The organism is Desulfovibrio fairfieldensis (assembly GCF_001553605.1).
GTDB classification, from domain to species: Bacteria; Desulfobacterota; Desulfovibrionia; order Desulfovibrionales; family Desulfovibrionaceae; genus Desulfovibrio; species Desulfovibrio fairfieldensis.
The window spans coordinates 2807882-2830901 of record NZ_CP014229.1 but is presented as its reverse complement, the minus strand read 5'-3'; the positions used below and the strand labels follow the sequence as shown (position 1 = coordinate 2830901).

16 protein-coding genes are annotated in these 23020 nt (G+C 64.5%); 5 read left to right on the top strand and 11 right to left on the bottom strand.

What is annotated here, in order from left to right:
• The first annotated feature begins 82 nt into the window (after nt 1-82).
• On the top strand, nt 83-1483 hold the full coding sequence (locus tag AXF13_RS11980; protein WP_062253542.1) for a Na+/H+ antiporter NhaC family protein: 1401 nt from the start codon (nt 83-85) through the stop codon (nt 1481-1483).
• 165 nt (nt 1484-1648) lie between these two features.
• Nucleotides 1649-2308, top strand: coding sequence for a GntR family transcriptional regulator (locus tag AXF13_RS11975; RefSeq protein WP_062253540.1), 660 nt, complete (start codon nt 1649-1651; stop codon nt 2306-2308).
• A 13-nt stretch (nt 2309-2321) separates the two neighbouring features.
• On the opposite strand, the gene AXF13_RS11970 is transcribed toward AXF13_RS11975, so the two are convergent.
• The 6 genes from AXF13_RS11970 to AXF13_RS11945 all read right to left on the bottom strand — a co-directional run bounded on the left by AXF13_RS11970 (nt 2322) and on the right by AXF13_RS11945 (nt 9942).
• On the bottom strand, nt 2322-3077 hold the full coding sequence (locus tag AXF13_RS11970; RefSeq protein ID WP_062253538.1) for a class I SAM-dependent methyltransferase: 756 nt from the start codon (nt 3075-3077) through the stop codon (nt 2322-2324).
• 14 nt (nt 3078-3091) lie between these two features.
• The gene (locus AXF13_RS11965) at nt 3092-4144 is read right to left on the bottom strand and encodes a DHH family phosphoesterase (protein WP_062254881.1); all 1053 of its coding nucleotides are present in this window, start codon (nt 4142-4144) and stop codon (nt 3092-3094) included.
• Between the two features lie 277 nt (nt 4145-4421).
• Nucleotides 4422-5179, bottom strand: a protein-coding gene (locus tag AXF13_RS16865; protein WP_150116175.1) for an IS5 family transposase whose coding sequence is annotated in 2 segments (ribosomal slippage) — nt 4422-4855 and nt 4855-5179 — 759 coding nt in all. Because the reading frame shifts where the segments join, the coding sequence is not laid out codon by codon here.
• Between the two features lie 136 nt (nt 5180-5315).
• On the bottom strand, nt 5316-6152 hold the full coding sequence (gene cbiR / locus AXF13_RS11955) for a cobamide remodeling phosphodiesterase CbiR (RefSeq protein WP_062253533.1): 837 nt from the start codon (nt 6150-6152) through the stop codon (nt 5316-5318).
• Nucleotides 6149-7027: a sulfotransferase family protein gene (locus tag AXF13_RS11950; protein ID WP_062253532.1), complete on the bottom strand. Its 879-nt coding sequence runs from the start codon at nt 7025-7027 to the stop codon at nt 6149-6151. Before AXF13_RS11950 ends, cbiR begins: the two co-directional genes overlap by 4 nt.
• 2 nt (nt 7028-7029) lie before the next feature.
• Entirely contained in the window at nt 7030-9942 is a 2913-nt protein-coding gene (locus tag AXF13_RS11945) for an insulinase family protein (RefSeq protein ID WP_062253530.1), read from the bottom strand.
• Nucleotides 9943-10435: 493 nt separating this feature from the next.
• Here AXF13_RS11945 and AXF13_RS11940 point away from each other — a divergent pair, with 493 nt between their 5' ends.
• The 3 genes from AXF13_RS11940 to AXF13_RS11930 all read left to right on the top strand — a co-directional run bounded on the left by AXF13_RS11940 (nt 10436) and on the right by AXF13_RS11930 (nt 15355).
• Nucleotides 10436-11008: a (2Fe-2S)-binding protein gene (locus AXF13_RS11940; RefSeq protein ID WP_223299915.1), complete on the top strand. Its 573-nt coding sequence runs from the start codon at nt 10436-10438 to the stop codon at nt 11006-11008.
• 9 nt (nt 11009-11017) lie between these two features.
• Nucleotides 11018-12325, top strand: coding sequence for a cytochrome c (locus AXF13_RS11935; protein WP_062253527.1), 1308 nt, complete (start codon nt 11018-11020; stop codon nt 12323-12325).
• Between the two features lie 96 nt (nt 12326-12421).
• Nucleotides 12422-15355 carry a xanthine dehydrogenase family protein molybdopterin-binding subunit gene (locus AXF13_RS11930; RefSeq protein ID WP_062253525.1) on the top strand — a complete coding sequence of 978 codons (2934 nt, stop codon included), beginning with the start codon at nt 12422-12424 and terminating at the stop codon, nt 15353-15355.
• Between the two features lie 176 nt (nt 15356-15531).
• Here AXF13_RS11930 and AXF13_RS11925 read toward each other — a convergent pair whose 3' ends face one another.
• Genes AXF13_RS11925 through AXF13_RS11905 form a run of 5 tightly spaced genes read right to left on the bottom strand, consistent with a single transcriptional unit; the run spans nt 15532 to nt 22993 of the window.
• The gene (locus AXF13_RS11925; protein ID WP_062253523.1) at nt 15532-16572 is read right to left on the bottom strand and encodes a tellurite resistance/C4-dicarboxylate transporter family protein; all 1041 of its coding nucleotides are present in this window, start codon (nt 16570-16572) and stop codon (nt 15532-15534) included.
• Nucleotides 16572-17255 carry a respiratory nitrate reductase subunit gamma gene (gene narI, locus AXF13_RS11920; protein ID WP_223299914.1) on the bottom strand — a complete coding sequence of 228 codons (684 nt, stop codon included), beginning with the start codon at nt 17253-17255 and terminating at the stop codon, nt 16572-16574. The genes AXF13_RS11925 and narI overlap by 1 nt, the downstream gene beginning before the upstream one ends.
• Nucleotides 17252-17842: a nitrate reductase molybdenum cofactor assembly chaperone gene (narJ, locus tag AXF13_RS11915; RefSeq protein ID WP_062253521.1), complete on the bottom strand. Its 591-nt coding sequence runs from the start codon at nt 17840-17842 to the stop codon at nt 17252-17254. Before narJ ends, narI begins: the two co-directional genes overlap by 4 nt.
• A complete protein-coding gene (gene narH, locus AXF13_RS11910) occupies nt 17839-19299 on the bottom strand; it encodes a nitrate reductase subunit beta (RefSeq protein WP_062253519.1) in 1461 nt (486 codons plus the stop codon). Before narH ends, narJ begins: the two co-directional genes overlap by 4 nt.
• Nucleotides 19289-22993 (bottom strand): nitrate reductase subunit alpha, encoded by a 3705-nt coding sequence (locus AXF13_RS11905; RefSeq protein ID WP_062253517.1) that lies wholly within the window; start codon nt 22991-22993, stop codon nt 19289-19291. Before AXF13_RS11905 ends, narH begins: the two co-directional genes overlap by 11 nt.
• Between the last annotated feature and the right edge of the window lie 27 nt (nt 22994-23020).

The following is a 23020-nucleotide window of genomic DNA, read 5'->3' as shown; positions in this document are numbered from 1 at the left end:
CCTGCCGCGCGCCGCTTCCGCCATGGGAACCGGCGCGCGGCAGTTTCCCGGCTCAGCCGGGACAAGCACAAGGAAAAGGACCATGCAGGAAAAAACACTGCGGATGTACGGCGGCATGCTGGGCGGGCTGGTGCCTCTGACCATTCTTGTCATTGGCCTGGTCTGGCTCTCCGTGGCCGGGCGCGGCGGCACCAAGCCTTTCTGGGCCTGCGCCTGGCTGGCCCTGGCCGTGGGGCTGTTTTTCGCCCGCGACAAGGCGGAATACTGCAAGGCCGCCATGCGCGGCATCGGCGACAAGACGGGCATCGTCATCGTTACGGCCTGGCTGTTCGCCGGGGTTTTCGGCAAACTCATGGCCGCCGGGGGCCTGGTCAACGGTCTGCTCTGGCTGGGCATGACCACCGGGGCGCAGGGCGCGGTCTTCACCCTGCTGGTCTTCCTGGCGGCCATGCTTTTCGCGCTGGGCACGGGCACCAGCACGGGCACCTGCATCGCCCTGACGCCCGTGCTGTACCCGGCGGGCTACTTTCTGGGGGCGGACCCGGCCATGCTCGGCCTGGCTATCCTGTCCGGCGCGGCCTTCGGGGACAATCTGGCCCCGGTGTCGGACACGACCATTGTTTCCGCGTATACTCAGGGCGCGAGCATGCGCGAGGTGGTGCGCAGCCGTTTTCCGCTGGCCATGAGCGCGGCCGTCATCTCGGGCATCGTCTTTCTGATGTTCGGCGGCGGCGGAGAGGTGCGCGTGCTGCCCGAAATCAAAGCCACGCTGAATCCGTCGGGCGTGTTCATGCTGCTGGCCCTGGTGGTGGTCGTGGTTGCGGCCCTGCGCGGCAGGCATATCATTGAAGCCCTGATTTACGGCAACGTGACCGCGGCCCTGGCGGGCATTTGCGCGGGCACGCTCAAGCCCGGCGATATTTTCGGCATCCCGGCCAAGGCCGGGGGCTCCACGGGCATCATCCAGTCCGGCATCGACGGCGTGGTGGGGGCCATCATCTTCGCCATCCTGATTCTGGCCGTGACCCAGATTCTTGTGGAATGCGGCATCATGGGCAAGATTCTGGAGTTCGCCCGGAAAAGCGTGGTGGCCACCGTGCGCCAGGCCGAACTCTTCATCGTGGGGGTGACCATTCTGGCGTCCATTCCCATTTCGGCCAATGCACCGGCGGAACTTCTGGTGGGCCCCAGCCTGGTACGTCCCATGGGCGAAAAATTCCGCCTGGCGGCGGCGCGGCGCGCCAATCTCATGGATTGCGCGGTGTGCACGGTCTTCTTCATCCTGCCCTGGCATATCGCCGTGGCAGCCTGGTACGGCGCTCTCTACAGCGCGGCCGAGAGTTACGGCATCGCGGCGCCGCCCATCAGCGCTGCCCTGTACAATCCCTACTCCTGGGCGTTGCTGGCGGTGCTGCTCTTCTCGGTCCTGACCGGCTGGAACCGCCGTTTCGCCGAGTCCGGCGAAAACGGAGAGGCGGCCTAGCAATGCAAACCACCCTGCCCCGGACAGGCCCGATCAGCGGCTGTCCGGGGCAGGGTTGATCGTTCCCGCGGGCACGGGAGGGAAAAAGGTTCGCCCGCGTCCGGAAATGTTGACATTACGCCGGCGTAAGTCTACCTCATGGGACAAAAACATGAGGAGCCCCCCTTGTCTCAGGTCAAGACGTACAGCGCCCAGGCCATCGCCTATATCAAGCAGCGCCTGCTGGACGGCACCCTTTCGCCCGGCGATCCCATCCGTGAAACCGAGATCGCCGAACATCTCGGCATCAGCCGGGGGCCGGTGCGCGAAGCCCTGCAAAGCCTGCTGCAACAGGGTCTGGTCACGGGTCTGCCGCAGAAGGCCAAGTTCATTCGGCATCTTACGGCGCGGGAGATTGAAGACAGCTATTGCCTGGGCGGTACCTTGGAAGGTGCCTGTATTGTCCAGTCTCTGGAGCGCTGGGACGACAAGGCACAAGCCGGGGTGGAGGAAATTCTGGCCGAGATGGAGCGCCAGAGCCGCACCGCCGCCGGTCTGGCCGCACTGAGCCAGATTGACGAAGCCTTCCACGACGCCCTGCTGGCCCCTTGCCGCAATCGTCTGATGGCGGGCATCGCGCGCAATTCCTGCGCGCACATCTCCAAATTCCTCTACTACAAGTGCTGGGACACGCTTTTTTCACCGCGCGAATTCTATCAGCGGCACGAAGTCATTTACGACGCCGTGCGCGGGCGCGATCCCCGGCATATCCAGCGGACCCTGCTGGAGCACTACGCGGAATCGGGCCGCCGCCTGGCCCTGGTCTGCGGCCGCCGCGAGGACTGAGCCTCCCGGTCGTTCAGCTTCTGACGGCCAGCAGCCGGAGCCGCCGGTAATCAGCGACCCACTGCTCCCCGTCCCAGAGGCGCGGCCGCAGGGCGCATTCCACCTCGCGGAAGATTTTCACTTGTTCCGCTTGTTCAAAACCGGCCAGATCCCCGGCGAAAAACTGTTCCAGCCAGTGGGCAAGGCCGTTTTCCCCGCCGGACAGGGGCGTGGGGCGGTCGTAGTCCTCAATCTGCCGGGCCTGAAAGCCCGCTGTTTCCAGTTTTCGGCGGTATGCCGCCGGTGCGGGGAAATAGAAGGGCTCGGACCGGGTCCGGCCGCGAGCCGCCAGCGCCGAGGCAAAGGCCGAACACACGGCCGCCACGTTGCCCTGGGCGCCGAATTCGCAGACCAGCAGGCCGCCCGGCTTCAGAACCGCATGCAGGGCGCGCAGCAGCGCGTCCTGATCCTGAATCCAGTGAAAAACCGCGTTGGAAAAGACCAGGTCGAAACGGGCCGTCCAGCCCTGGACGGCCAGACCGGCCGCGTCCAGAACATGGTATTCCGGACCGGGATACTTTTCGCGCGCCGCCCGGATCATGGCGGCGGACTGGTCCACGCCGATCACCTGCCCGGCTTTCCGGGCCAGGGCGGCGGTCAGCTCGCCGGTGCCGCAGCCGAAATCCAGAATACACTGGCCGGCGTCTTCCGGGACGCAGGCCAGCAGATTTTTGCCGTATTCGGCCACAAAACCATGGCTTTTCCGGTAAAGCGCGGCGTTCCAGTCCATTTTTTTCAGCGCGATCAGGATTTGGCGACAGGGTGGGCCGGTTCCGGGGGCGGAGGGACGGGCTGGATCGCGGCTTTGGGGCGCAGCTTGCGGGTCTGCAGACGCTGCTGCACAAAGTCGGCGGCTTTGACGCCCTCGGGTACGGCGGAAAGTGGAAATTCCGCCCGGCCCAGGTTGCGGTGCCCGCCGGCGGTGCCCACGTCGTAAAAACAGGCGTCGGCCAGACGGCCGATGTCCCGCCCGCCGTCGCCGCGAAAGATCACGATCACGGTTTTGTCCACAATGCCGCTGACAGCGATCCACTTCAGGCCGTGCACACGGGTAAAGAAGTCGGCAATGGCCACCAGCAGGTCCGCGCTCTTGATTTCGCCGAGCGTGGCGTGGGCTCCGCCGCCCCGGCAGTCGGTGAGCGAGCGGAAGGCGCGCGAAAAGAGCGGCAGCCAGGCGCGCAGATATTCGCTGCGGGCGATCCGGCGCAGCAGATTGTTGTCCGCATGGTGGGAGAGCCACTGGTAAGCGCGTAAGTCCTCCTCGCCGCCGGAGCGCTCAAAGGCCGCCGTGTCCGTGCGGATGCCGTAGAGCAGGGCTGTTGCCAGCAGCGGGCCTGGGCGCATGCGCAGAGCCTGGAGAAAGCGGGTCATCATGGTGCTGGTGGCGCCGATGCCGGGCCGGATGTCGCAAAAGGCCGCGGGCGTGGTGCAGTCCGTGAGGTCCGTCAGGGGATGGTGGTCGATGATCAGGTCGTAGGAAATGCCCGCGAAGGCCTGATTGTGCCGGGGCTGGGAGTCCACCATGCCGAAACGGGTATACTGTCCCGCCTTTTCCGGCTGCCAGGGTTTGGCCGGGATGCGCAGATAACGGATCATGGCCAGGTTGTCCGGCCGGGTCACCTCGTTGATGCGCATGATGTCCACGCTGTGCACCTTGTGCAGCATGATCCGTTTGAGCGCCATGGCCGAAGCCAAGGCGTCCGGGTCGGCATTGATCATGATGCACCAGCGGTCGTCCTTGTCCAGATTTTGCCGCCATTGCTTGAAACTGGCGATGTGTTCGGCGTTGACCGGCATGGCCCTCCCCTTGGCCTCCTGGAACAGTTCAGGCATGAAAAGTGTCAACTGCTCCAAGGCAGATTACCTTTGACACGCTATACGTTTCAAAGGGGTCATTCCGGCAAAAAACGCGGTTATCGCCGGAATCCACGCCGCGTTGCTCTCGATGCCCGTGCGCCCTTTGGGCTACAGGCACGGCCCTACGGGCCGCCCGTCGGGTCGGTCTTCGCGGCGCGCCTCACCGTGTTCGGCGTTAGGGCATTCCAACGTTGGAATGCCCTATGGCCTGTTAACACTATTTGAGAGCCTCGACGATGAGAGCAAAAACGATAAAGGCAAGGAAAATGACATCCAGCTTGTCATATCGAGTTGCTATGCGCCTGAAGCCTTTTAACCGTCTGAAGAGTCTCTCAATTTCGTTGCGTTTTTTGTACAGTTCTTTGTCATACTCCCACGGTTTCAGCCGATTGGGATTTGGCGGAACAACCGGGTCGTAGCCCAAGCTACGGCTTAGGCACTGAGTTTCATTGCCTTCGTATGCCCTGTCCATGAGAAGGCTGCACGGTCCCGGCGCGGGACCGAGGCGCTCCAAAAGACTTCTTCCCTGGGGCGCATCCCCGGCATTGCCGGGGGAAAGGCTGAATATCAGCGCGCATTCGGCTGACGCGGCAACCATATGAATTTTGGTTGTCCATCCGCCTCTGGACTTTCCGATGGATTGCGGACCTGTTTTTTTAAGGCTCCCATCCCATCGGGGTGAACTTTAACAGTGGTACTATCGAGAGAGACGGCTTCGATTTTGATGCATAGTAAACGTTCGCGTTGGAGGCGTTCAAAAATCCTGTCGAGCACACCGTTTTTGCTCCATCGGCTCATGCGAGTATAAATTGAGTGCCAGTTTCCAAACTCTGCCGGCAAGCTTCGCCACTTGCAGCCATTTTCAGCGACGTACAAGATGGCGTTAATGATTTGAAGGTTGTCCTGAGTAACATTGCCTCGCTGTCGCGGAAAGCTATTCGCAATACGCTCATACTGTTCTTTGGATATCTTCATAGGGCAAAGTTAACCCATGAAGAACATTTTTACAATTAGTGTTAACAGGTCCTAGAGCGTTTCAAACTAAAAATGCTCTAATAGGCGTAGCAGCACTGAGAATGGTCTTTTTGCCCCTGGTAAAGAACAAAAACTTTCATGAATGCGTGTTTTCGTATGGTTGTGCGTTCGGGTCCGTTTTTTCCGGCAGAGCTTCGCGGGCCAGCGCCGCCAGCACGGGCAGCGATGCCGCCACACCCGGCCAGTGAAAAATTTCCGCCAGATGAACAGCCGTATGCGGCAGACGGCCCATGAGAGCTGCCGCCGTGCGGCGTTGCCGCATTGTGAATTCCGTCAGCGGGAGGTGTTGATCCTTCCTGCCGGGCGCGCTCCAATGAACCAGGGCCGCTGTTTCCGGCAGCTCGGAATTCAGGAGATGGTCTTGAGCATAGCCCAGGAGATGCCCTACGTCCAGACAGAGGCCCAGCCCGTGGTCCGCCGGAAAGGTTTTTCCCAATTCCAGCACGTCGCAGGAATCCACATTCTCCAGTAAAAGGGGAATGCGGCTGCGGGCCTGCCAGCGGGCCGCGAAAGCGCGCAGCAGGCGGCGTTTGTGCGCCGGGGAACCTGCGGGCGGGTGCAGCACGGCCAAGCCCGGATGCAGATAGGCGGCTCCGGCGCAGACCGCCAGGGCCAGATCCGCCGCGGCCGCCGCTTCGGCTTCGGCCGCCGTCCCGTGGCGGGAGGGCCAGGGCAGGTCCACGGGCAAGTGGACGTGGCAGCGCAACCTCCCTGATTCCGAAGGTTCCGCCAAATCCGGCGGCAGATCATTTTCGCCGTACTTCAGGCAGGCCTGGGCTTCAAAAAAGCAGAGGGCCATCTCGTCCACTCTGCCGCTCAGAAAACGCGCGTTTTCCGCCACCGTGCCGGGCAGCACAAAGGAGGGCGCGGCCAGGCGGCCCGCCAGGGGATGGGCCGTGGATTGCCCGCTCATGGCCGGGTCTCCGGAGAGACCGGAAACGCCAGGGCGGCGGATTCACGCCGCAGGCTCGTCACCAGGCGGGCTAGGCGCGGTTCGTCCAGCGTCCGGCGCTCAGGGGAATCAGCGGCCGCCGGGACAAGGGCCTCATACAGGCGGAGGGCCATGGCCGCCCAGGCTCCGCCGTGGCTTTTCCGGTCGGCGCCGTCGGCCGGGCTGTGGTGGCAGAGTGTTTTGTCCAGAAAATCGTCCGCGAACAGCGTCAGCTCCGCCGGGTCCAAGGGCAGATTCAGAAAATGTCCCAGGCGTTGCAACTGTTGTTCGGGCTTGCGCAGCAGAAGGCCGTAGTCCGCCAGCAGACGCGGCAGGCCGATGCTGCCTTCCAGAGCGTCGAGCATGTATGCGAGCCAGAGGGCGTGGCTGAGTTCCGCGTTCAGGCGGTCCCGCTGCCACAAGGAATGAGCCACGCTTTCCGGGTGGCGCAGGGCGATGCAGCAGTGCGCGCGCAGGCCTGAAGCCGCCAGCACCGGCCGCCAGAAGGGCAGCAGGCGGCTCATGCGCGGGTCTTTGAGGCCCAGAATCGCCTGTCCGGCGCTTTTTTCGCGCAGCAGCCCCAGGGCCGTGACTCCCGGCGGACCGGCGGCCAGCCGCCGCAACGCCGCCGTGTCCGGCGCTTCCGGGCTGCGCCAGGTCAGGCCCAGTTGGGCCAGCAGAGCCTTGTTGAAGGCATAGAACCCGGCATCCTCGAAAAAGCCCTTGGGATTGCAGGGGTGCGCGGGCAGCAGATTCTTGCCCAACGCGACCCCCAGAACCCGCAGGCCCCTGGCCAGCGTGCTGGTGCCGCTGCGGTGCATGCCCAGCACCAGCACGAGACGGCCGGGGGCGTTCATGATTACAGCAGGTTTTGCGCGGCCCAGCCGTGGGCTTCGGCCGCTTCCTTGGTTTTGGGGCCGCCCAGCACGCAGACCGCGCCTTGGCGCGCGGCTTCGGCCAGCACGTCGGCGAACTCGCTGAAGTGCCGCTCCGTGGTGCCCAGAATTTCCTCGCGCATCCGCTGGCGGATCTCGTCCGTATCGCCGGTGAGCCAGCGCGCCAGGGACTGGGCCCCCTTGGCGTCGGGCAGCAGGTAACTGTCCAGATCGCCTACCGCGCCCACAATGGCCTGGGTCAGTTGGGCCTTGTCCGGCTTGAAGCCGCGCAGAAAGTCGGCCATGCCGTCATAGGCGGCCAGAGTCTGGTCCACGTTGGGGTCGCGGTAGGAGGCGCAGACCAGGGTGCCGCCCAGGCGGTCCAGCATGCAGAAGGCCCCGTAGGCCCCGCCGCGCACGCGTACCTGCTCCCACAGGTATCCCATGCGCAGATAGCGCAGAATCACGCTGGCCGAGCCGTGGTAGACATAACCCTGGTCATAGATGTTGGCGGCTTTGCCCACGTAGTTGATCTGGGCCGGGGCCAGGAAGGCCTCGGCCATGGGCAGGTCGCGCATGGGCCCGGTTTCGTGGTCCGTGCGTTCCGGGCCGTTGGAAGGCAGCTCGGCCAGCAGGGCGCGGGCCCTGTCCTGGGCCAGGGCCAGTCCCCCGGCTTCGGCCGTGCAGTCAAAGACCGCGCCGGAAGCGGACATGACCAGGGTCCGCAATTCCTCCAGATCGGCCAGCAGGGCCTCCGGCTGCGTTTCCAGCTGTTCCAGCAGGCCGCGTATTGAAGCCAGATAACTTACGCCGCCGGTGCGTTCGGCCAGCGCGCCCGCGCCGGTGAAATGCGCGCGCAGCCGCGTGCCCACCGCCGTATGCCCGGCGGCCTGCAGGCCGTGCTCCAGGCGGGCCTTGCCTTCCAGCAGCATCTGCCTGAGACGCTCGCGGGCCACGGCGGGATCGCGCAGGGGCTCCAGCAGGATTTCATGGAAGATGCCGAACAGGTCCGGAATCTTGTCGTAGACCGCCTTGCCCGCCAGGCTCAGATAACTGAAGGTGCGGCGTTCGCCCCTTGTGGTGCCCAGCAGGGTGTCGGCCCCGACGCCGCCGGTCTTGGCCGCCATGTACGCGCCGAGCTCCGTGAAGTCGCGCCGTGCCGTGCCCAGTTCGGTGAGGGAACGGGCAAAGAGCGGCAGCAGGGGAACCAGCCGCTCGGGCAGGCCTTTCAGAGGCAGCAGCAGATTGGCGTAGGCAATGCCCCTGGTGGGCAGCTCGTGGCTGAGGCAGACTTCCGGCAGACGGGATTCGGCGCGGGGAATGGCGGCGTTGCGGCGCGGCAGATCGCCCAGGCCCAGAGCCGGGATGGTCGCCAGGGCTTCCGGGCTGTCCGGCGCGGTCTGGGCCTCCTGCAGGCGCAGGGTTTCTTCCACCAGGGCCGCGCGCCGCTCCGGTCCCGCTTCGGCCTGGACATCGGCCAGGCGGGCGCTTTCCGCCTCTTCGCGGACTTTGCCCAGGCCGGCGTCCGGCAGCAGGACCACGGTGGCCCGGTGCTCGTTGTTTAAAAACCACTGGCGGATGGCTTCCTCAAAAACCTTCTCGCCCTTGGCCAGGCGCTCCTTGATGGCCGTGAGCGGTCCTTCCCAGGCCAGGGGGGCCAGGGGGTCGCCGTCGTACAGCCAGGTGGACAGGGCCTGGATCATGGCCGCCAGACCGCGTGGGAAGCGGCCGGAATTGTTTTCGCGATAGGCGAATTCCACGCTGTTCACCGCCGCTTCCACAGCCGCCGGGTCAATGCCTTCCTCGGCCAGTCGGGCCAGCGTGTCGAAAATCAGCAGTTCGGCCTGCTGCACGTCGTCGGGAGCCACGCCCTTGAGGCCTGTGGAATAGTACATCTGGCGCAGGTCCGTTTCCAGGCCGCAGCCCGTGGTGTCCTCGCCCAGGCCGGAACCGATCAGGGCCTTGCGCAGCGGCGAACCGGGCAGGCCTTCCAGAATGTGTTCCAGCATTTCCATGAGCAGGGCCTGGCCCACGTCGCCGCGCTCGCCCAGCAGCCAGTTGACCGTGAACAGGGCGCGCTGTTCGCCTTCGGCCGCCGCGTAGGGCACCTCGATCTGGCGCGGCACATCCCGGCGCGGCTGCAGGGGCACGGCGGAATCCGCGGGCCGGGCCGTGTAGCCCGCCAGGGCCGCGTCCAGCAGGCGCAGGCGCTCGTCCTCGGGATCGTCGCCCCAGAAGAAGAAGCGGGCGTTGCTCGGATGATAGTAGCGGCTGTGGAAATCGTGAAAGGCCTGGTAGGTCAGGTCCGGAATGCGCTCGGGATTGCCGCCGGAATCCAGGCTGTAAAGCGTGTCCGGGAACAGGGCCTGCTGGCTCTGCTCGGCCAGCACGGAATCCGGCGAGGAATACACGCCCTTCATCTCATTGTAGACCACGCCCTTGTAGGTCCAGGGGCCGTCGGCGTTTTCCGCCTCCACGTGCCAGCCTTCCTGGCGGAAGATATCCTCGCTGATGCGGGGATGAAAGACCGCGTCGATGTAGACGTCGATGAGATTGTAAAAATCGCGCAGGTTGGCGCTGGCCACCGGATAGCAGGTCTTGTCCGGAAAGGTGAAGGCGTTGAGAAAGGTTTGCAGCGAGCCCTTGAGCAACTCCACGAAGGGCTCCTTGACCGGATACTTGTCCGAGCCGCAGAGCACCGAATGCTCCAGAATGTGGGCCACGCCCGTGGAATCCGTGGGCGGCGTGCGGAAGCTCACGCCGAAGCATTTGTTTTCGTCCGCATTGACCACGGAGAGCAGTTGCGCGCCCGTAATCTTGTGCTGCCAGAGGCGGGCCGTGCCGCCCACTTCCGCCATGTCCCGTTCCGTGAGCAGGGTGAAGCCGTGTTTGTCCATGTATGGGGTATCCTTGTGCTTGAGTTCGTGGCTGAGGCCGGAAACCGGCAAGCACACTATAGGTAGGGAACACGGCTTTGAAAAGGGGCCGGGGCGTCCCCGCGCGCGGCGGACTCCGGTTTGGGCTGCGGGTAGTGGGCGGCGGCGCGGATCGCGCTGAAAAAGAATATTCCCGAGCCCCCATTTTGGTACGCCGGGCGGAAGCGCGCCGCCGCCCGGCCGGGCCGGACAGCCATATTTTATAATATTGCATATATTATTATGCAACTATTGATGTTTCCAGAGAAAGCTCCTACATTCCAAAGTGAGAATCGTGACCATACCGGCTCCGACCCGCCTGAGTTTTGTTCTTTGCCGCCAATCGATTCAAGAGAAAACTGTAAGAGGGAAAGGGTGCGCAACCCTGAATCAACGCGCTTGAAGATGCCGGGTCGTCTTCAGGCGCGGCTGATATATTTATGGATTTCCAACCAGATCAAAAAATAAGAAAGGCATGAGCATGGGCAACGAAAATATAGCTCCCGGAATTGAGAAAAAACCATTGAGCATGATTGTAAACGGCAAGAAGGTCGGCCCTCTCGAGGTGCCGGTCGGGATGCCGATGATCGACTTTTTACATCATTATCTTAACTTGACCGGCACGCATTTCGGCTGCGGGCAAGGCGTCTGCCATGCCTGCACCGTCGTGGAAGTGCGGCCGGACGGCAGCCTGGTCGACACCCGGACCTGCATTGCCAATGCGCATGCCTTTGACGGCAAGACGATCATCACGATCGAAGGCCAGGCCAAAACGGACGCTGACGGCAACATTACCGAACTGACGCCGATCCAGAGAGCTTTCATTGAAAAATTCGCGTTCCAGTGCGGCTACTGCACGCCCGGCTTTGTCGCGGGCGCGACCGCCTTCATCGACGGCCTGAAGCGCAAGCCGATCAGGCGCGCCGAACTGGAGGGCGCAATCGAGGAAGCGCTCAACGAGCATATTTGCCGCTGCACGGGCTATGTGCGGTATTACGAAGCCGTGCGCGATGTGGCGCTTGCCACTCCCGGCTGTGTGATCGGGTAGGGGGCTGCCATGAAAAGCCATGCATTGCGCAATTCAATTTTTGTCGTCATCGCTGTCGTTATCGTGGCGGCGCTTGCCGTCTTGTTCGGGCTGTTCCGGACGTCGGGCGTGGCCCCGCAGGCGGAGCGGGCCCTTTCGCCCGAACAGATGAAAGCCCTGATTCCGCGCGGGCGCGAACTGGCCCTGGCCGGCGACTGCTTCGGCTGCCACTCGCTGCCGCAAGGGCCGATGGGCGCCGGAGGCCTGGCCATAGGGACGCCGTTCGGCACGCTGTATTCGACCAACATCACGCCGGACAAACAATACGGCATCGGCAACTATACGCGCGCCGATTTTCATCGCGTGATGCGCGACGGCATCGCGCCGGGCAACCGCAATCTCTATCCGGCAATGCCCTTTGTCTTCACGCAGCTCACGACGCCTGACGACATTGACGCGCTCTACGCCTACAATATGAGCATTCCGGCCATGCCGGTCGCCAACAAGGCCAATACCGGCGCTTTCGTGCTGCCGGTGCGCCCGTTCATGAACTTCTGGACCCTGTTGAACTTCCCGGACCGCAAGCTGCCGCGGAACGAACAACGCTCCGCCGCATGGAACCGGGGGGCCTATCTTGTCGAAGGGCTGGCGCATTGCGGCGCCTGCCATTCGCCGCGCAACTTCATGATGGGCCTCGAATTCTCCCGGGCCTTGCAGGGCGGCGAAGTGGACGGCGTGGCGGTTCCCGCTATTACCGCCGCGGCGCTTGCCAAACACGGCTTCGACGTTCCCGCGCTGAGCGCCTATCTGGCCACCGGCATCGCTCCCCAGGGCACCGCGTTCGACGGGATGTACACCGTCACGCATTTCTCGACCGGCGCGATGGAACCGGAGGACGTCAAGGCGGTAGCCACCTATCTGCTCACCGCCAAGGACGGCAAGCTGGTGCCGCCGTCCGCGCCCCCCGCGCCGCTGCCGCAAGCCGTCGCCCCGGAATCCGGCACGCCCATGGCAGCCGGCCGGTTGGCCTATATGGCGTCCTGCGCGGGCTGTCACGGCATGAACGGCCAGGGCATCCCCAATGTCGGCCCGGCCATGAAGGGCAATGCGACGCTGGCCATGGACGACCCGCAGACGCTCATCAAAGCCGTTCTCAACGGCATTCCCACCCAGATCTTCAAGAACGGCGAGCGGATGTACGCCATGCCGCCCTTCGCGCACCGCATGAGCGACGCCGAGATCGCTGAACTCGTGACCTGGATCAGGGCGGAATGGGGCGGCCAGGCCGTGCCGGTGAGCGCCGGTCAGGTGAGTGCCCAGGAAACCGCGGTAAAATGAATGCAATAACGGACTGGCCTGTCGCAAGGCCTGCCTGTCTTCTTTTATGCCGCTTGCAGTCTGCGACGCAAGCGGATCCCGAATAGGAAAAAAACCATGACTATTGATATTTCGCGACGCAATTTTATCAAACTCGGAACAGTGTTCGGCATTTCCGTCATGATCGGACGCTTGCCGGATGCCTTTGCAGTGGAAATAAATTCGGGCCCCGGCCCCACAGACTGGATGTCGCCGGACGGCAAGGTTCGCTATCGGTGGGATGCCGTGCGCAAGGTGGCCGGGCAAAAGGACTTCGCGCGGGACTTTCGTGCGCGGGATCTGCCCGGCTGGCCCAGGGAGCAGGCCCACGCCTTCTTCATCAAGGCGACGCGGGCCGACCGGACCTTTGAGGGTGTGGACCTGAGCATTCTGGGGCCGGAATTGCAGCCCGAACGCCTTGTCCTGCATGAAAATTTGGCCGGTGACGGCGTGACCATGCCGCAGGCCGAGGGTTTGGCCGCCGACTTCTACGGCAAAAACTTTCTGGTTCCCAAAGGGCAGACCCCGCCGCTGCTCGGCCACCCGGTGGCCCTGCTGATTTATCGTGACTTTGATACGTTCGAGGCGGCGAAGCGCAGACTGCGCTTTGCCGAAAATGTCGTGAAATACGGCGCCGCCACCGGCCCGAACACGCCGCCCAACTACGGCGCGGCACGCTATGTCCGCATCGGGGGCGACAGTCCGACAGCCTCATCCGTGTATTCGCCGATGCAGGACGCCGTCATTTGGGGCGCTTTCGACGGCAATAACCCGGTCTGGCCGCCGGAAAGCCCGTCCGGACTTTTCGTGCCCGCCTCGGTGATGACGCGGCATCGTGGCGGCGGCGGCGTGCGCGACCCGCTCACGGTGGCGCGCGAAACCTATGAGCCGATGCGGCGCGGCATGAACGCGGCCGCGGACATCGAAAAGGCCATTGAAGCGGCGCGCAAGGATGAAAGCAAACTGGTGCTGGAGCGGCAGGGCTTCTCGCAGTCGATCGACTCGTGCGCGCTGGAGGCGGACAACGGCAACGCCTGGTATGATGCCGAAACGCGCACCCTGCACCTGGTCGCGTCGGCACAGTCGCCGTATGAGGTCGCCCGCGTCGCGGCGCTGATGGTCAAGGACAACAAGCGCTTCCCGGTCAAGACGATCAAGCTGCTCACGGGCACCACCGTGGGGTACGGGGCCAAGGACCATTCGATCTTCCCGTTCTATGTCATCGCGGCGTGTTTCTATGGGAACGGCCTGCCGGTACGGCTTGCCAACAACCGCTATGAGCAGTTCCAGCTCGGCATCAAGCGCCACTCCGTCGAAATGGATGTGACCATCGTGGCCGACCGCAAGAGCGGCAAGTTCGAGATCCTCAAGGGCTTCTATAACCTCAATGGCGGCGGCCGCGCCAACTTCTCCTTCTCGGTCGCGCAGGTGGCCGCCACCGCCGCGCAGTCCATCTATTATTTCCCGAAATCCGATCTTGCGGCCATCGCGCTGGCATCGCCCGCGGTGGAGGCGGGGTCCATGCGCGGCTACGGCACCCTTCAGGCCATGAGCATCACGGAGCTGATGGTCGATGAAGTCGCCGCCGAACTGGGCATTGATCAGATCGAACTGCGCCGCCGCAATGCGATGCGGGCCGGTTTCGAAAACACCCAGGGTGCTCAGCCGCTCGGCGAGCCGGGCAATATTGAAATGCTCGACATCGCGGCAAAGCATCCGTTGTGGGCGAACCGGCACAAAGCCAAGGCCGAGTTCGACAGGGCCAACCCCGGCAGGCTGTACGGCGTCGGCTTCGCGCAGGCGCAGAAGGATTACGGCACCGGCGCGGATACCACCGCGCTGGCGCTGGAATTCGATGCCGACGGCAAGGTGCGGATGCGCCACTGCGTGCAGGAGATCGGTACCGGCGCGACCACCGCGCAGCAGGTCATTGTCCGTGACATGCTGGGCAAGACGCCCGATTCCGTCGAGTTCGGCGTCGCGGAATTCGCCGAACTGCCGATGGTCAGCAACTGGTCGCCCTACACGACGACGCAGAAACAGCAGGACGACCTGCAGAAGAATCCCTACTGGGTGCCGTTCATGCTGCCGGCCATGAGCGCCTCCAACAGCGCCTATTTCATCGGCTTCGGCACGCGGCAGGCGGCGAAGTTTCTGTTTGAAAACACGCTCTGGCCGGCGGCGCGCGCCATCTGGAGCGAGGGACCGGCCGGCGGCCAGATCTCCAGCGGCTTCATGACCGTGAATGACCTGCGCGTGGTCGAGGGCGGCATCGGCGGGGGCGGCATGGAAATCCTGCCGTTTGAACGGGTCGCCAAAAAAGCCCACGAGCTGGGGCTGGTGACCGGGGTTGCCCTGCACTGCTTCAGCCGCTGGGAATGGACGACCGCGACATTCGATGTTCCGACCATCGGTTCCATCGAAGTGGCGGCCGACGTTCTCTCCGTGCGTTACGGCGACGGGGCCGCGCCGGAACTCAAGCGGCGCATGACCAGCGGCGGCTATGACTTCATCAAGAGAAGCAGGGTGAAATTCCCTCCGGTTCAGCGCAATAACGCCGGTGTGACGACCTACGCGCCCGCTGCCTGCATCGTTGAGCTCAACGTCAATACCTTCACCGGCGAGATAGAAATCATGCGCCATCACAGCCTGCTCGGCACCGGTAAAATGATTGTGCCGGAACTCGTATCCGGCCAGTTGCAGGGCGGCCTGGCCATGGGCATCGGGCATGCCCTGATGGAGGAATTGCCGCTTTATGAAGACGGGCCGGGCAACGGAACGTGGAACTTCAACCGGTACACGCTGCCTCGGGCCACGGATGTCGCGGTCTGGAATCAGACCGCCGATTATCTTGAGCCGGAATCCGAAACCGCGCCGCCCAAAGGAATCGGGGAAGTGGTGATGGTCCCGGTGGTCGCCGCCATCGGCAATGCCGTCACCCATGCCGTCGGCAAGCGTTTCTACCGGTTGCCCGTGACTTCGGAAAAGATCAAAAAGGCTCTGGGCCTGTAACGACGTGTCGAACCCTCGCGGGTGAGGAGCACGCGGAGCCGTTTGGCTCGCGATAGGAAGTGGTAATAAAGAAGTCCTGAGCCCGACCGGGCTCAGGACTTCTTTATTACAATGGAATGAGGGGAAGCTCCGGAAGCGTCGGCGTAGTGTACGCGTGGACGGTTTTAACCGGTTTTTTACCGCAGCGAGCGCCACAGAAAGCGCCCCAGGCCCCAGAAGGTGCACAGCCAGCTCAGCACGGACACGTAGATGAACAGACCCGGCACCGCCATAAGCGAGGCCACGCCCAGGGCCTTGCTGCACATGATGGTGCAGGCCGTGAACATGCCCATGGGGAAGACCATGCTCCAGTAGCCGGGCGTGTAGACAAAGGGAAAGCGCCGCGCCGCGTGCCGCCAGAACCCGAGGATGAACAGCATGACCACCCACCAGGCCGCGAAGCCCCAGGCCATGAGGGTCATGCCCTTGAGAAAGGGCAGAACGGACTGGAGGAAGGGCGATTCCCCGGCGCGCAGGATGAGCTCGCTGCCCGCCAGGGTGGTGATGGCCACGGCCCCGGCGTTGACCCAGAAGGTCGGGTCCAGGGCCTCGGGAGCCAGCGGTTTGTAGCACAGCCGGTAGACGATGAGGGTGATGACGATGGCATAGAGCATGAAGCCCGTGCCGAAGAGCGCCGTGAGCAGGAGGAAGGCCGTCTCGTGGTCCCAGCTCGTGTGGTCGATGATCACGCAGCCGAGAATGACCAGGGCCTGGCAGCTCACGGTGTTCAGGAGCCACGCGCCGTTGATGCCCTTTTCAATGGGCGGTTTCCGGTCCGTGGTGAAAAGGGCCAGAAAGTCCGCCCAGATGAAGAAGCACCACACGGCCAGGGCCAGCCAGAAGAGGCCGCAGGCCAGGTCATAGCGCCCCAGCAGCAGGGCGCACTGATTTGCCAGCAGGCCCGTGCCCGCCACCATGGTCAGGTAGCCGGGGCCGCGCGCGTGATCGGCCATATCGCCGAAGAAGTCCCGGGGATAAAGGCCCAGGCGCAGGATGTACACCGCCCACAGGCAGCAGAACATGCCGATGTTCACATAAAAGAGCGCCAGCGCCCCGGCCTCCATGCCCAGCAGGTGCAGGGCAATGGACACGATGCCCGTGGCCATGACCATGCCGAAGTTGGCCGGGGCGGCGCTTCTGACCAGCGCAAGGGCCCTTGCCGTGAGCGGGCCGCCCATCACACGCCTCCCCAGCGGCGGCGGTAGATGGTGAAGGGGAAGGTCACATAGCTCAGCGGCACGCTGAAGATGTGCACCAGCCGGGTGAACGGCAGCAGGGCGAAGATGGTCAGGCCGCTCAGCACGTGCAGTTGCAGGAAGAGCGGCACGTAGATCATGCGTCCGGGCGCGGGCGCGAGCGTGAGAATGCCGCGCACCCAGGGGCCGATGGTGGTGAAGGCGTCAAAGTGCGCCGCATAGGCCTGGTACATGCCCGTGGCGGCGTTGAAGCCGATGAGCAGGAGCACGATGATGTCCGTCCGGCGCGTGGTAAGGCGCACGGGCAGGCAGATTATCCGGCGCAGCAGCAGAATGCCCACGCCCAGCAGCACCATGGGCGCGATGAGCATGCCCGCCAGCCCGGCTATTTGGGCGTGGGCCTGGGCGGAGACGCCCACGGCGCGCAGGGCTTCGGGCGGCAGCACCAGGCCCACGATATGCCCGCCCAGAGAGAGCAGGATGCCGATGTGGAAGATGAGACTGCCGCAACGCAGCATCCGGCTTTCCAGGAACTGGCTGGAACGGGCGTTCCACTCTTCCTGGGCGTAGGTGTAGCGCAGCAGCAGGCCGCCGGTCAGCAGGGTCAGACAGATATAGGGGTACACCGCGAAAGCGGCGATGAACAGCTTCATGAGCGGAGTCATATGCATACCTCCCGGGGGGAAATGTTCCGCGCCGCACGGCTGCCGCCCCGGATTGCGGGATGGTCGTCGGGGGACGCGGGATCGGGGTCGGCGTCGGGAGCGCACTCCCGCATGGCGTCGGCGGCGGCGCGCAGCATGGGCGCCCAGGGGCTGTTTTCCGCCGCGAGATGCGCGGCGATGCCCTGTGCCGCCGTGGCGAATTTTTCGCACAGGCAGGCGGCGGCCCAGGCCGGAGACATTGCCAGGAATTCCAACACCAGCGGCAGATAGTCCGGCAGTTCCCCGCCGGAAGGCGTGCACCCGCTGTCGCGGTACAGTTCCGTCAGCGCGGCCAGGGCGCGCCCCTGCAAGGGGGAGTCGCCGTAGGCGTGCGTGGTCAGATACAGGCAGGCGGCGCGGTTGAGATCAAAGGTCTGCACGAAGGCCGCCTGCAGATCCAGCAGCGGCGTGGCCGCCGCATGGTCCAGAAAGGCGACGGCCCAGGCGGGCGCGGGCTCCCGGCGCGCCTCGCGCGCCAGGGCGGCCAGCTCCTCGTCCGGGTAGCGCAGAAGCTGCGCCGCCCACAAGAAGGTTTCGGCGCGGGTCATGCGTGCACCCCCTTGAACTCCGGAGCCACGGGGTCGCGGTCCGGGTAGCCGGTATGGCCCTTGAGGGCTTCCACATCCTCGCCGGGGGCGTCTTCGCGCCGTACCGTGGGAATGACGAAACGGTCCTCATAGCGGGCCACGGCCAGCAGGCGGTACATGGCGGCGGCGCTTTCCGGGGTCATGCCCGCCGTTTCCAGAGCCTGGGCCGCGTCCGGGCCGCTGAAGGTCTTCTCCCGCATGAAGCGGCGCAGGGCCAGAATCTTGCGCAGGGCGTCCCGCACCGGCTCTTCCCGGCCGACGGTGAAGAGATTTGCCAGATAGCGCACGGGGATGCGCATGGCGTCCAGCTGCGTGTCAATGTCGATGTCCGTCTCATTGGTGAGCGGGCTGGCGGGCGGAATGTACCAGACCATGGGCATGGTGCGGAATTCCGGATGCAGGGGCAGCGCCAGTTTCCAGTCGCTGATCAGCGTGTATACGGGCGAGTTCCGGGCCGCCGTGAGGAACTGATGGGGGATGCCGTCCTTTTCCGCCTGCCGGATGACGGCGGGGTCGCGGGGGTCGAGAAAGACCCGCAACTGCGCCTCATAGAGGGCGGCCGGGTCGGGCGTGGCGGCCAGCTCATGCACGGCGTCGGCATCGTAGAGCATGACGCCGATGTAGCGGATGCGCCCGGTGCAGGACTGCGCGCAGAGTGTGGGCTGACCCGATTCCACGCGGGGATAACAGAAAATGCACTTCTGGGAGTGGTGGTTTTTCCAGTTGAAATACACCTTTTTGTATGGGCAGCCGGACATGCAGAAGCGCCAGGAGCGGCAGCGCGTCTGGTCCGTGAGCACAATGCCGTCCTCGTCCCGCTTATAAATGGCTCCAGAAGGGCAGGAGGCCACGCAGGCCGGGTTCAGGCAGTGCTCGCACAGGCGCGGCAGATGCAGCATGAACACCCGCTGGAATTGCAGCAGGGCCTGGGCGTCCAGGCCCGCGAAATCGGGGTCGTCCAGGCCGGTGACCTGGGTTCCGGCCAGGTCGTCGTCCCAGTTGGGGCCGGCCTGCGGGGTCATGGGACGGCCCGTGACGCTGGAATAGGCCCGGGCTATGGGCTGATGCTTCTGCTCCGGGGAGGTGGTCAGGTTCTGGTAGTCGTAGTTCCAGGGCTCGTAATACTGATCCATGCCCGGAAGGTTCGGATTGCCGAAAATCTGCGCGGCCTTGCGCAGCTTGCCTCCGGCCCTGAGGCGGAGTTTGCCGTTCTCCACTTCCCAGCCGCCCTTGTGGATGTCCTGGTTTTCCCACAGGCGGGGATAGCCGATGCCGGGCTTGGTTTCCACATTGTTGAACCACATATATTCGCTGCCCGGATCCGTGGTCCAGGCATTCTTGCAGGGGATGCTGCAGGTGTGGCAACCCAGACACTTGTCCAGGTTGAGCACCATGCTCATCTGCGCTTTAATCTTCATGGAATATCACCTCCCCGGCCTTGCGCACCACGATGTATTCATCGCGCTGGCAACCCGTGGGTCCGTAGTAGTTGAAGGAATAGCTGAGCTGGCCGTAGCCGCCGATCATCTGCGTGGGCTTGATGAAGGGGCGCGTCAGGCTGTTGTGCGTGCCGCCGCGCTGGCCCGAAAGGGGCGAAAGCGGCGTGTCCACGTGACGTTCCTGGGCGTGGTAGATGAAGGCCCGGCCCTTGGGGATGCGGTAGCTCACCAGGGCCCGGCCCATGAACACGCCGTTGGCGTTGAAACATTCCAGCCATTCGTTGTCCGCAATGCCCGCCTGGGCGGCGTCCTCGTCGTTGAGCCAGATTTCGCCGCCGCCGCGCGAGAGCGTGCGCATGATCAGGTTGTCTGAGTAGGTGGAGTGAATGGACCACTTGCTGTGCGGGGTCAGCAGGTTGAGCACCAGGTCCGTGTCCTTGCGGGGAACGGCGTCCCCGGTCACCTCGCCCAGGGTTGCCAGGGGCAGGGGCGGGCGGAACACGGGCAGGCTTTCGCCCAGGCCGCGCATCCACTGGTGGTCCAGATAGAAGTGCTGGCGGCCCGACAGGGTGTGGAAGGGCAGCAGCCGCTGCACGTTCTGGGCAAAGCGGGTGTAGGTCACCTGTTCGCCCTTGAGGCCGCTCCAGTTGGGGCTGTTCAGCGCCCGTCCCGGCCGCGCCGTGATGGATTCAAAAGTATGGTCGATGCCCTCGGAGGGCGCGGAGATGTCCTTGAGGGACAGGCCGGTGCGTTTTTCCACGCTGGTCCAGGAGCGCACCGAGACGGTGCCGTTGGATTCCGGCGAGAGGCAGAGAATGGCGTCGCAGGCGGCGCGGTCCGTGTCCAGACGGGGCATGCCCTTGCTGACGCCTTCCTCCCGCACCGTGCCCAGGCGGGCCTTGAGCAGGTCATGTTCGACCGCTCCGGACCACTTGGCCCCCTTGACGCCCATGCCTTCCGGCCGCCGGATGTTGGGGCCGAGGGAGGTGTACATCTTGAGCACGTCGGCATAGCGGCGCTCCACCACATGCAGGCCGGGCATGGTCTTGCCGGGCACGGGTTCCACCTCGCCCGTGCGCCAGTCGCGCACCTGGCCCAGGGGCTGGGCGATTTCGCCGGGGCTGTCGTGCAGCAGGGGCGTGGCCACCAGGTCCTTGCGCGTGCCCAAATGCTTTTCCGCCAGCCGGGAGAAGACCTCGGCCACGGTACGGAACTGCTCCCAGTTGTTGCGGGCTTCCCACGGCGGGTCGGCCGCCGGGGTAAAGGGATGGATGAAGGGATGCATGTCCGTGGAGGACAGATCGTTGATTTCATACCAGTGAGCCGCGGGCAGCACCATGTCGGCATAGACGCAGGACGTGCTCATGCGGAATTCCGACACCACCATGAGGTCCAGCTTGCCCTGTTCCATGGGCGGATCGCACTGGAATTCACTCGGCTGCACCGGGGATTCCCCGCCGCGCACGGCGTTTTCCGTGCCCAGAAGGTGGCGCAGGAAGTACTCGTGCCCCTTGACGTTGGAGCCCAGCGGATTGGTGCGCCAGAAACACATGATGCGCGGCACGTTGTCTTCGTGCGAAGGGGCCTCGACGGCCATGCGCAGGTCGCCGGACTTCAGGCGCGCCACGGCGTGCCTGATGATCTCCTCGTCGCTGGCCGCGCCGTCGGCTTCGGCCTTGCGGCAGATCTCCAGGGAGTTCTCCTGGAACTGCGGGTAAAACGGCAGCCAGCCCAGGCGCGCGGCCACGGCGTTGCAGTCCGCCGGGTGGTCGGGCAGGACGCCTTCCTGGCCGGGCGGGCACATGCGCCCCATGTTCAGCAGTTCGTAGCGCCAGGCGTCAATGGCGAAATAGTAGAAGGAGGTGCCGTTCTGCAGGCGCGGCGGCCCGGTCCAGTCCCCGGCCATGGTCACCGTGGTCCAGCCGGAGAGCGGGCGCACCTTTTCCTGGCCCACATAGTGGGCCCAGCCGCCGCCGTTGACGCCCTGGCAGCCGCAGAGCGTGGTCAGGGAAAGAATGCTGCGGTAGATGACGTCGTTGTTGTACCAGTGGTTGATGCCCGCGCCCATGACGATCATGGAGCGGCCGTTCGTGGCGGCGGCATTGTCCGCGAAGCCGCGGGCCACCTGGATGACCTGTTCGCGCGGCACGCCGGTCAGCGCTTCCTGCCAGGCCGGGGTGCCGTTGACCCCGGCGGCGTCGTAATCGCGGGCCACGTCGCCGCCGTGCCCCCGGTCCACGCCCAGGCTTCCGGCCAGCAGCTCAAAGACCGTGGTCACGCGGCGCGGCCCCTCGGTCGTGCGCAAGGTGACGTACGGCACGGGACGCAGTTTGACGGAGGGCTTTCCGGCGTCGAAAACAGGAAAGGCCGCCATGGTCCATTGGGCTCCGGGGGCTTCCTCCATGCGCAGCAGCGGCGTCAGTTCGGCCTCGTCGGCCTCGTCGCGCATGTGCAGATTCCAGCGGCCGTCCTCGCCGTAGCGCGCGCCCACGCTGCCCATGGGCACGGCCGGGCCGTTGCGCGCGGCGTCGTAGACCACGGTTTTCCATTCCGGATTGTTGCCCTCGCGCCCGATGTCCGAAGCACGCACAAAACGGCCGGGAGTATGCTGATTGTCCGCGCCGTCCAGGAGGACAAGGCAGGGCAGGTCGGTGAAGCGCCGGGCGTAATCCTCGAAATAGGGAACGCGGCGGTCCAGGAAATATTCCTTGAACACCACGTGGGTCATGGCCATGCCCAGGGCCGCGTCCGTGCCGGGCTTCACTGTGAGCCAGTGGTCCGCGAACTTGGTGAAGTCCGCGTAGTCCGGCGACACGGCGGCGATTTTCGTGCCCCGGTAGCGGGCCTCGGTAAAGAAATGGGCGTCGGGCGTGCGCGTCTGGGGCAGGTTGGAGCCCCAGGCGATGATATAGCCCGCGTTGTACCAGTCCGCGCTTTCGGGCACGTCGGTCTGTTCGCCCCAGATCTGCGGCGATGCCGGGGGCAGGTCGCAGTACCAGTCGTAAAAGCTGATCATGCTGCCGCCGATGAGACTGAAAAAGCGCGCGCCCGAGGCGAAGCTGACCATGGACATGGCGGGCAGGGGCGTGAAGCCGAAGATGCGGTCCGGTCCGTAGCGGCGGATGGTGTGCACCATGGAGGCGGCGAACATCTCGGCGGCCTCGTCCCAGGTCCAGCGCACAAAACCGCCCTTGCCGCGCGCCCGCTGGTAGGCCCCCCGTTTCACGGGGTCGTTGACGATGGAAGCCCAGGCTTCCACCGGATCGCCGTGCTCTTGCAGCGCCGCGCGCCAGAACTCAAGCAGCTTGCCCCGGATGAGCGGATGGCGCACCCGCAGCGGGCTGTATACATACCATGAGGCTGATGTGCCGCGCGGGCAGCCTCGGGGTTCGTAATCGGGGAAATCCGGATGCGGCGTGGGATAATCGGTTTTCTGGGCTTCCCAGACGATGATGCCGTCCTTGACGAACACGTCAAAGGAACAGGAGCCGGTGCAGTTGACGCCGTGGGTGGAGCGGGCCACCTTGTCGTACTGCCAGCGGCGGCGGTAATAATCTTCCCAGGAGCGCCCGCCTTGGCGTTCGCTGTATTCGGAACCGGAGAATAATTCGCCTCCCATTTCGCTGAGGCGTTCTTTGAAGTATCGGAGCTTGGGAAATAGCGTAGGACGCATAAATCCTCCTGCGGAGAATTGAGCTGT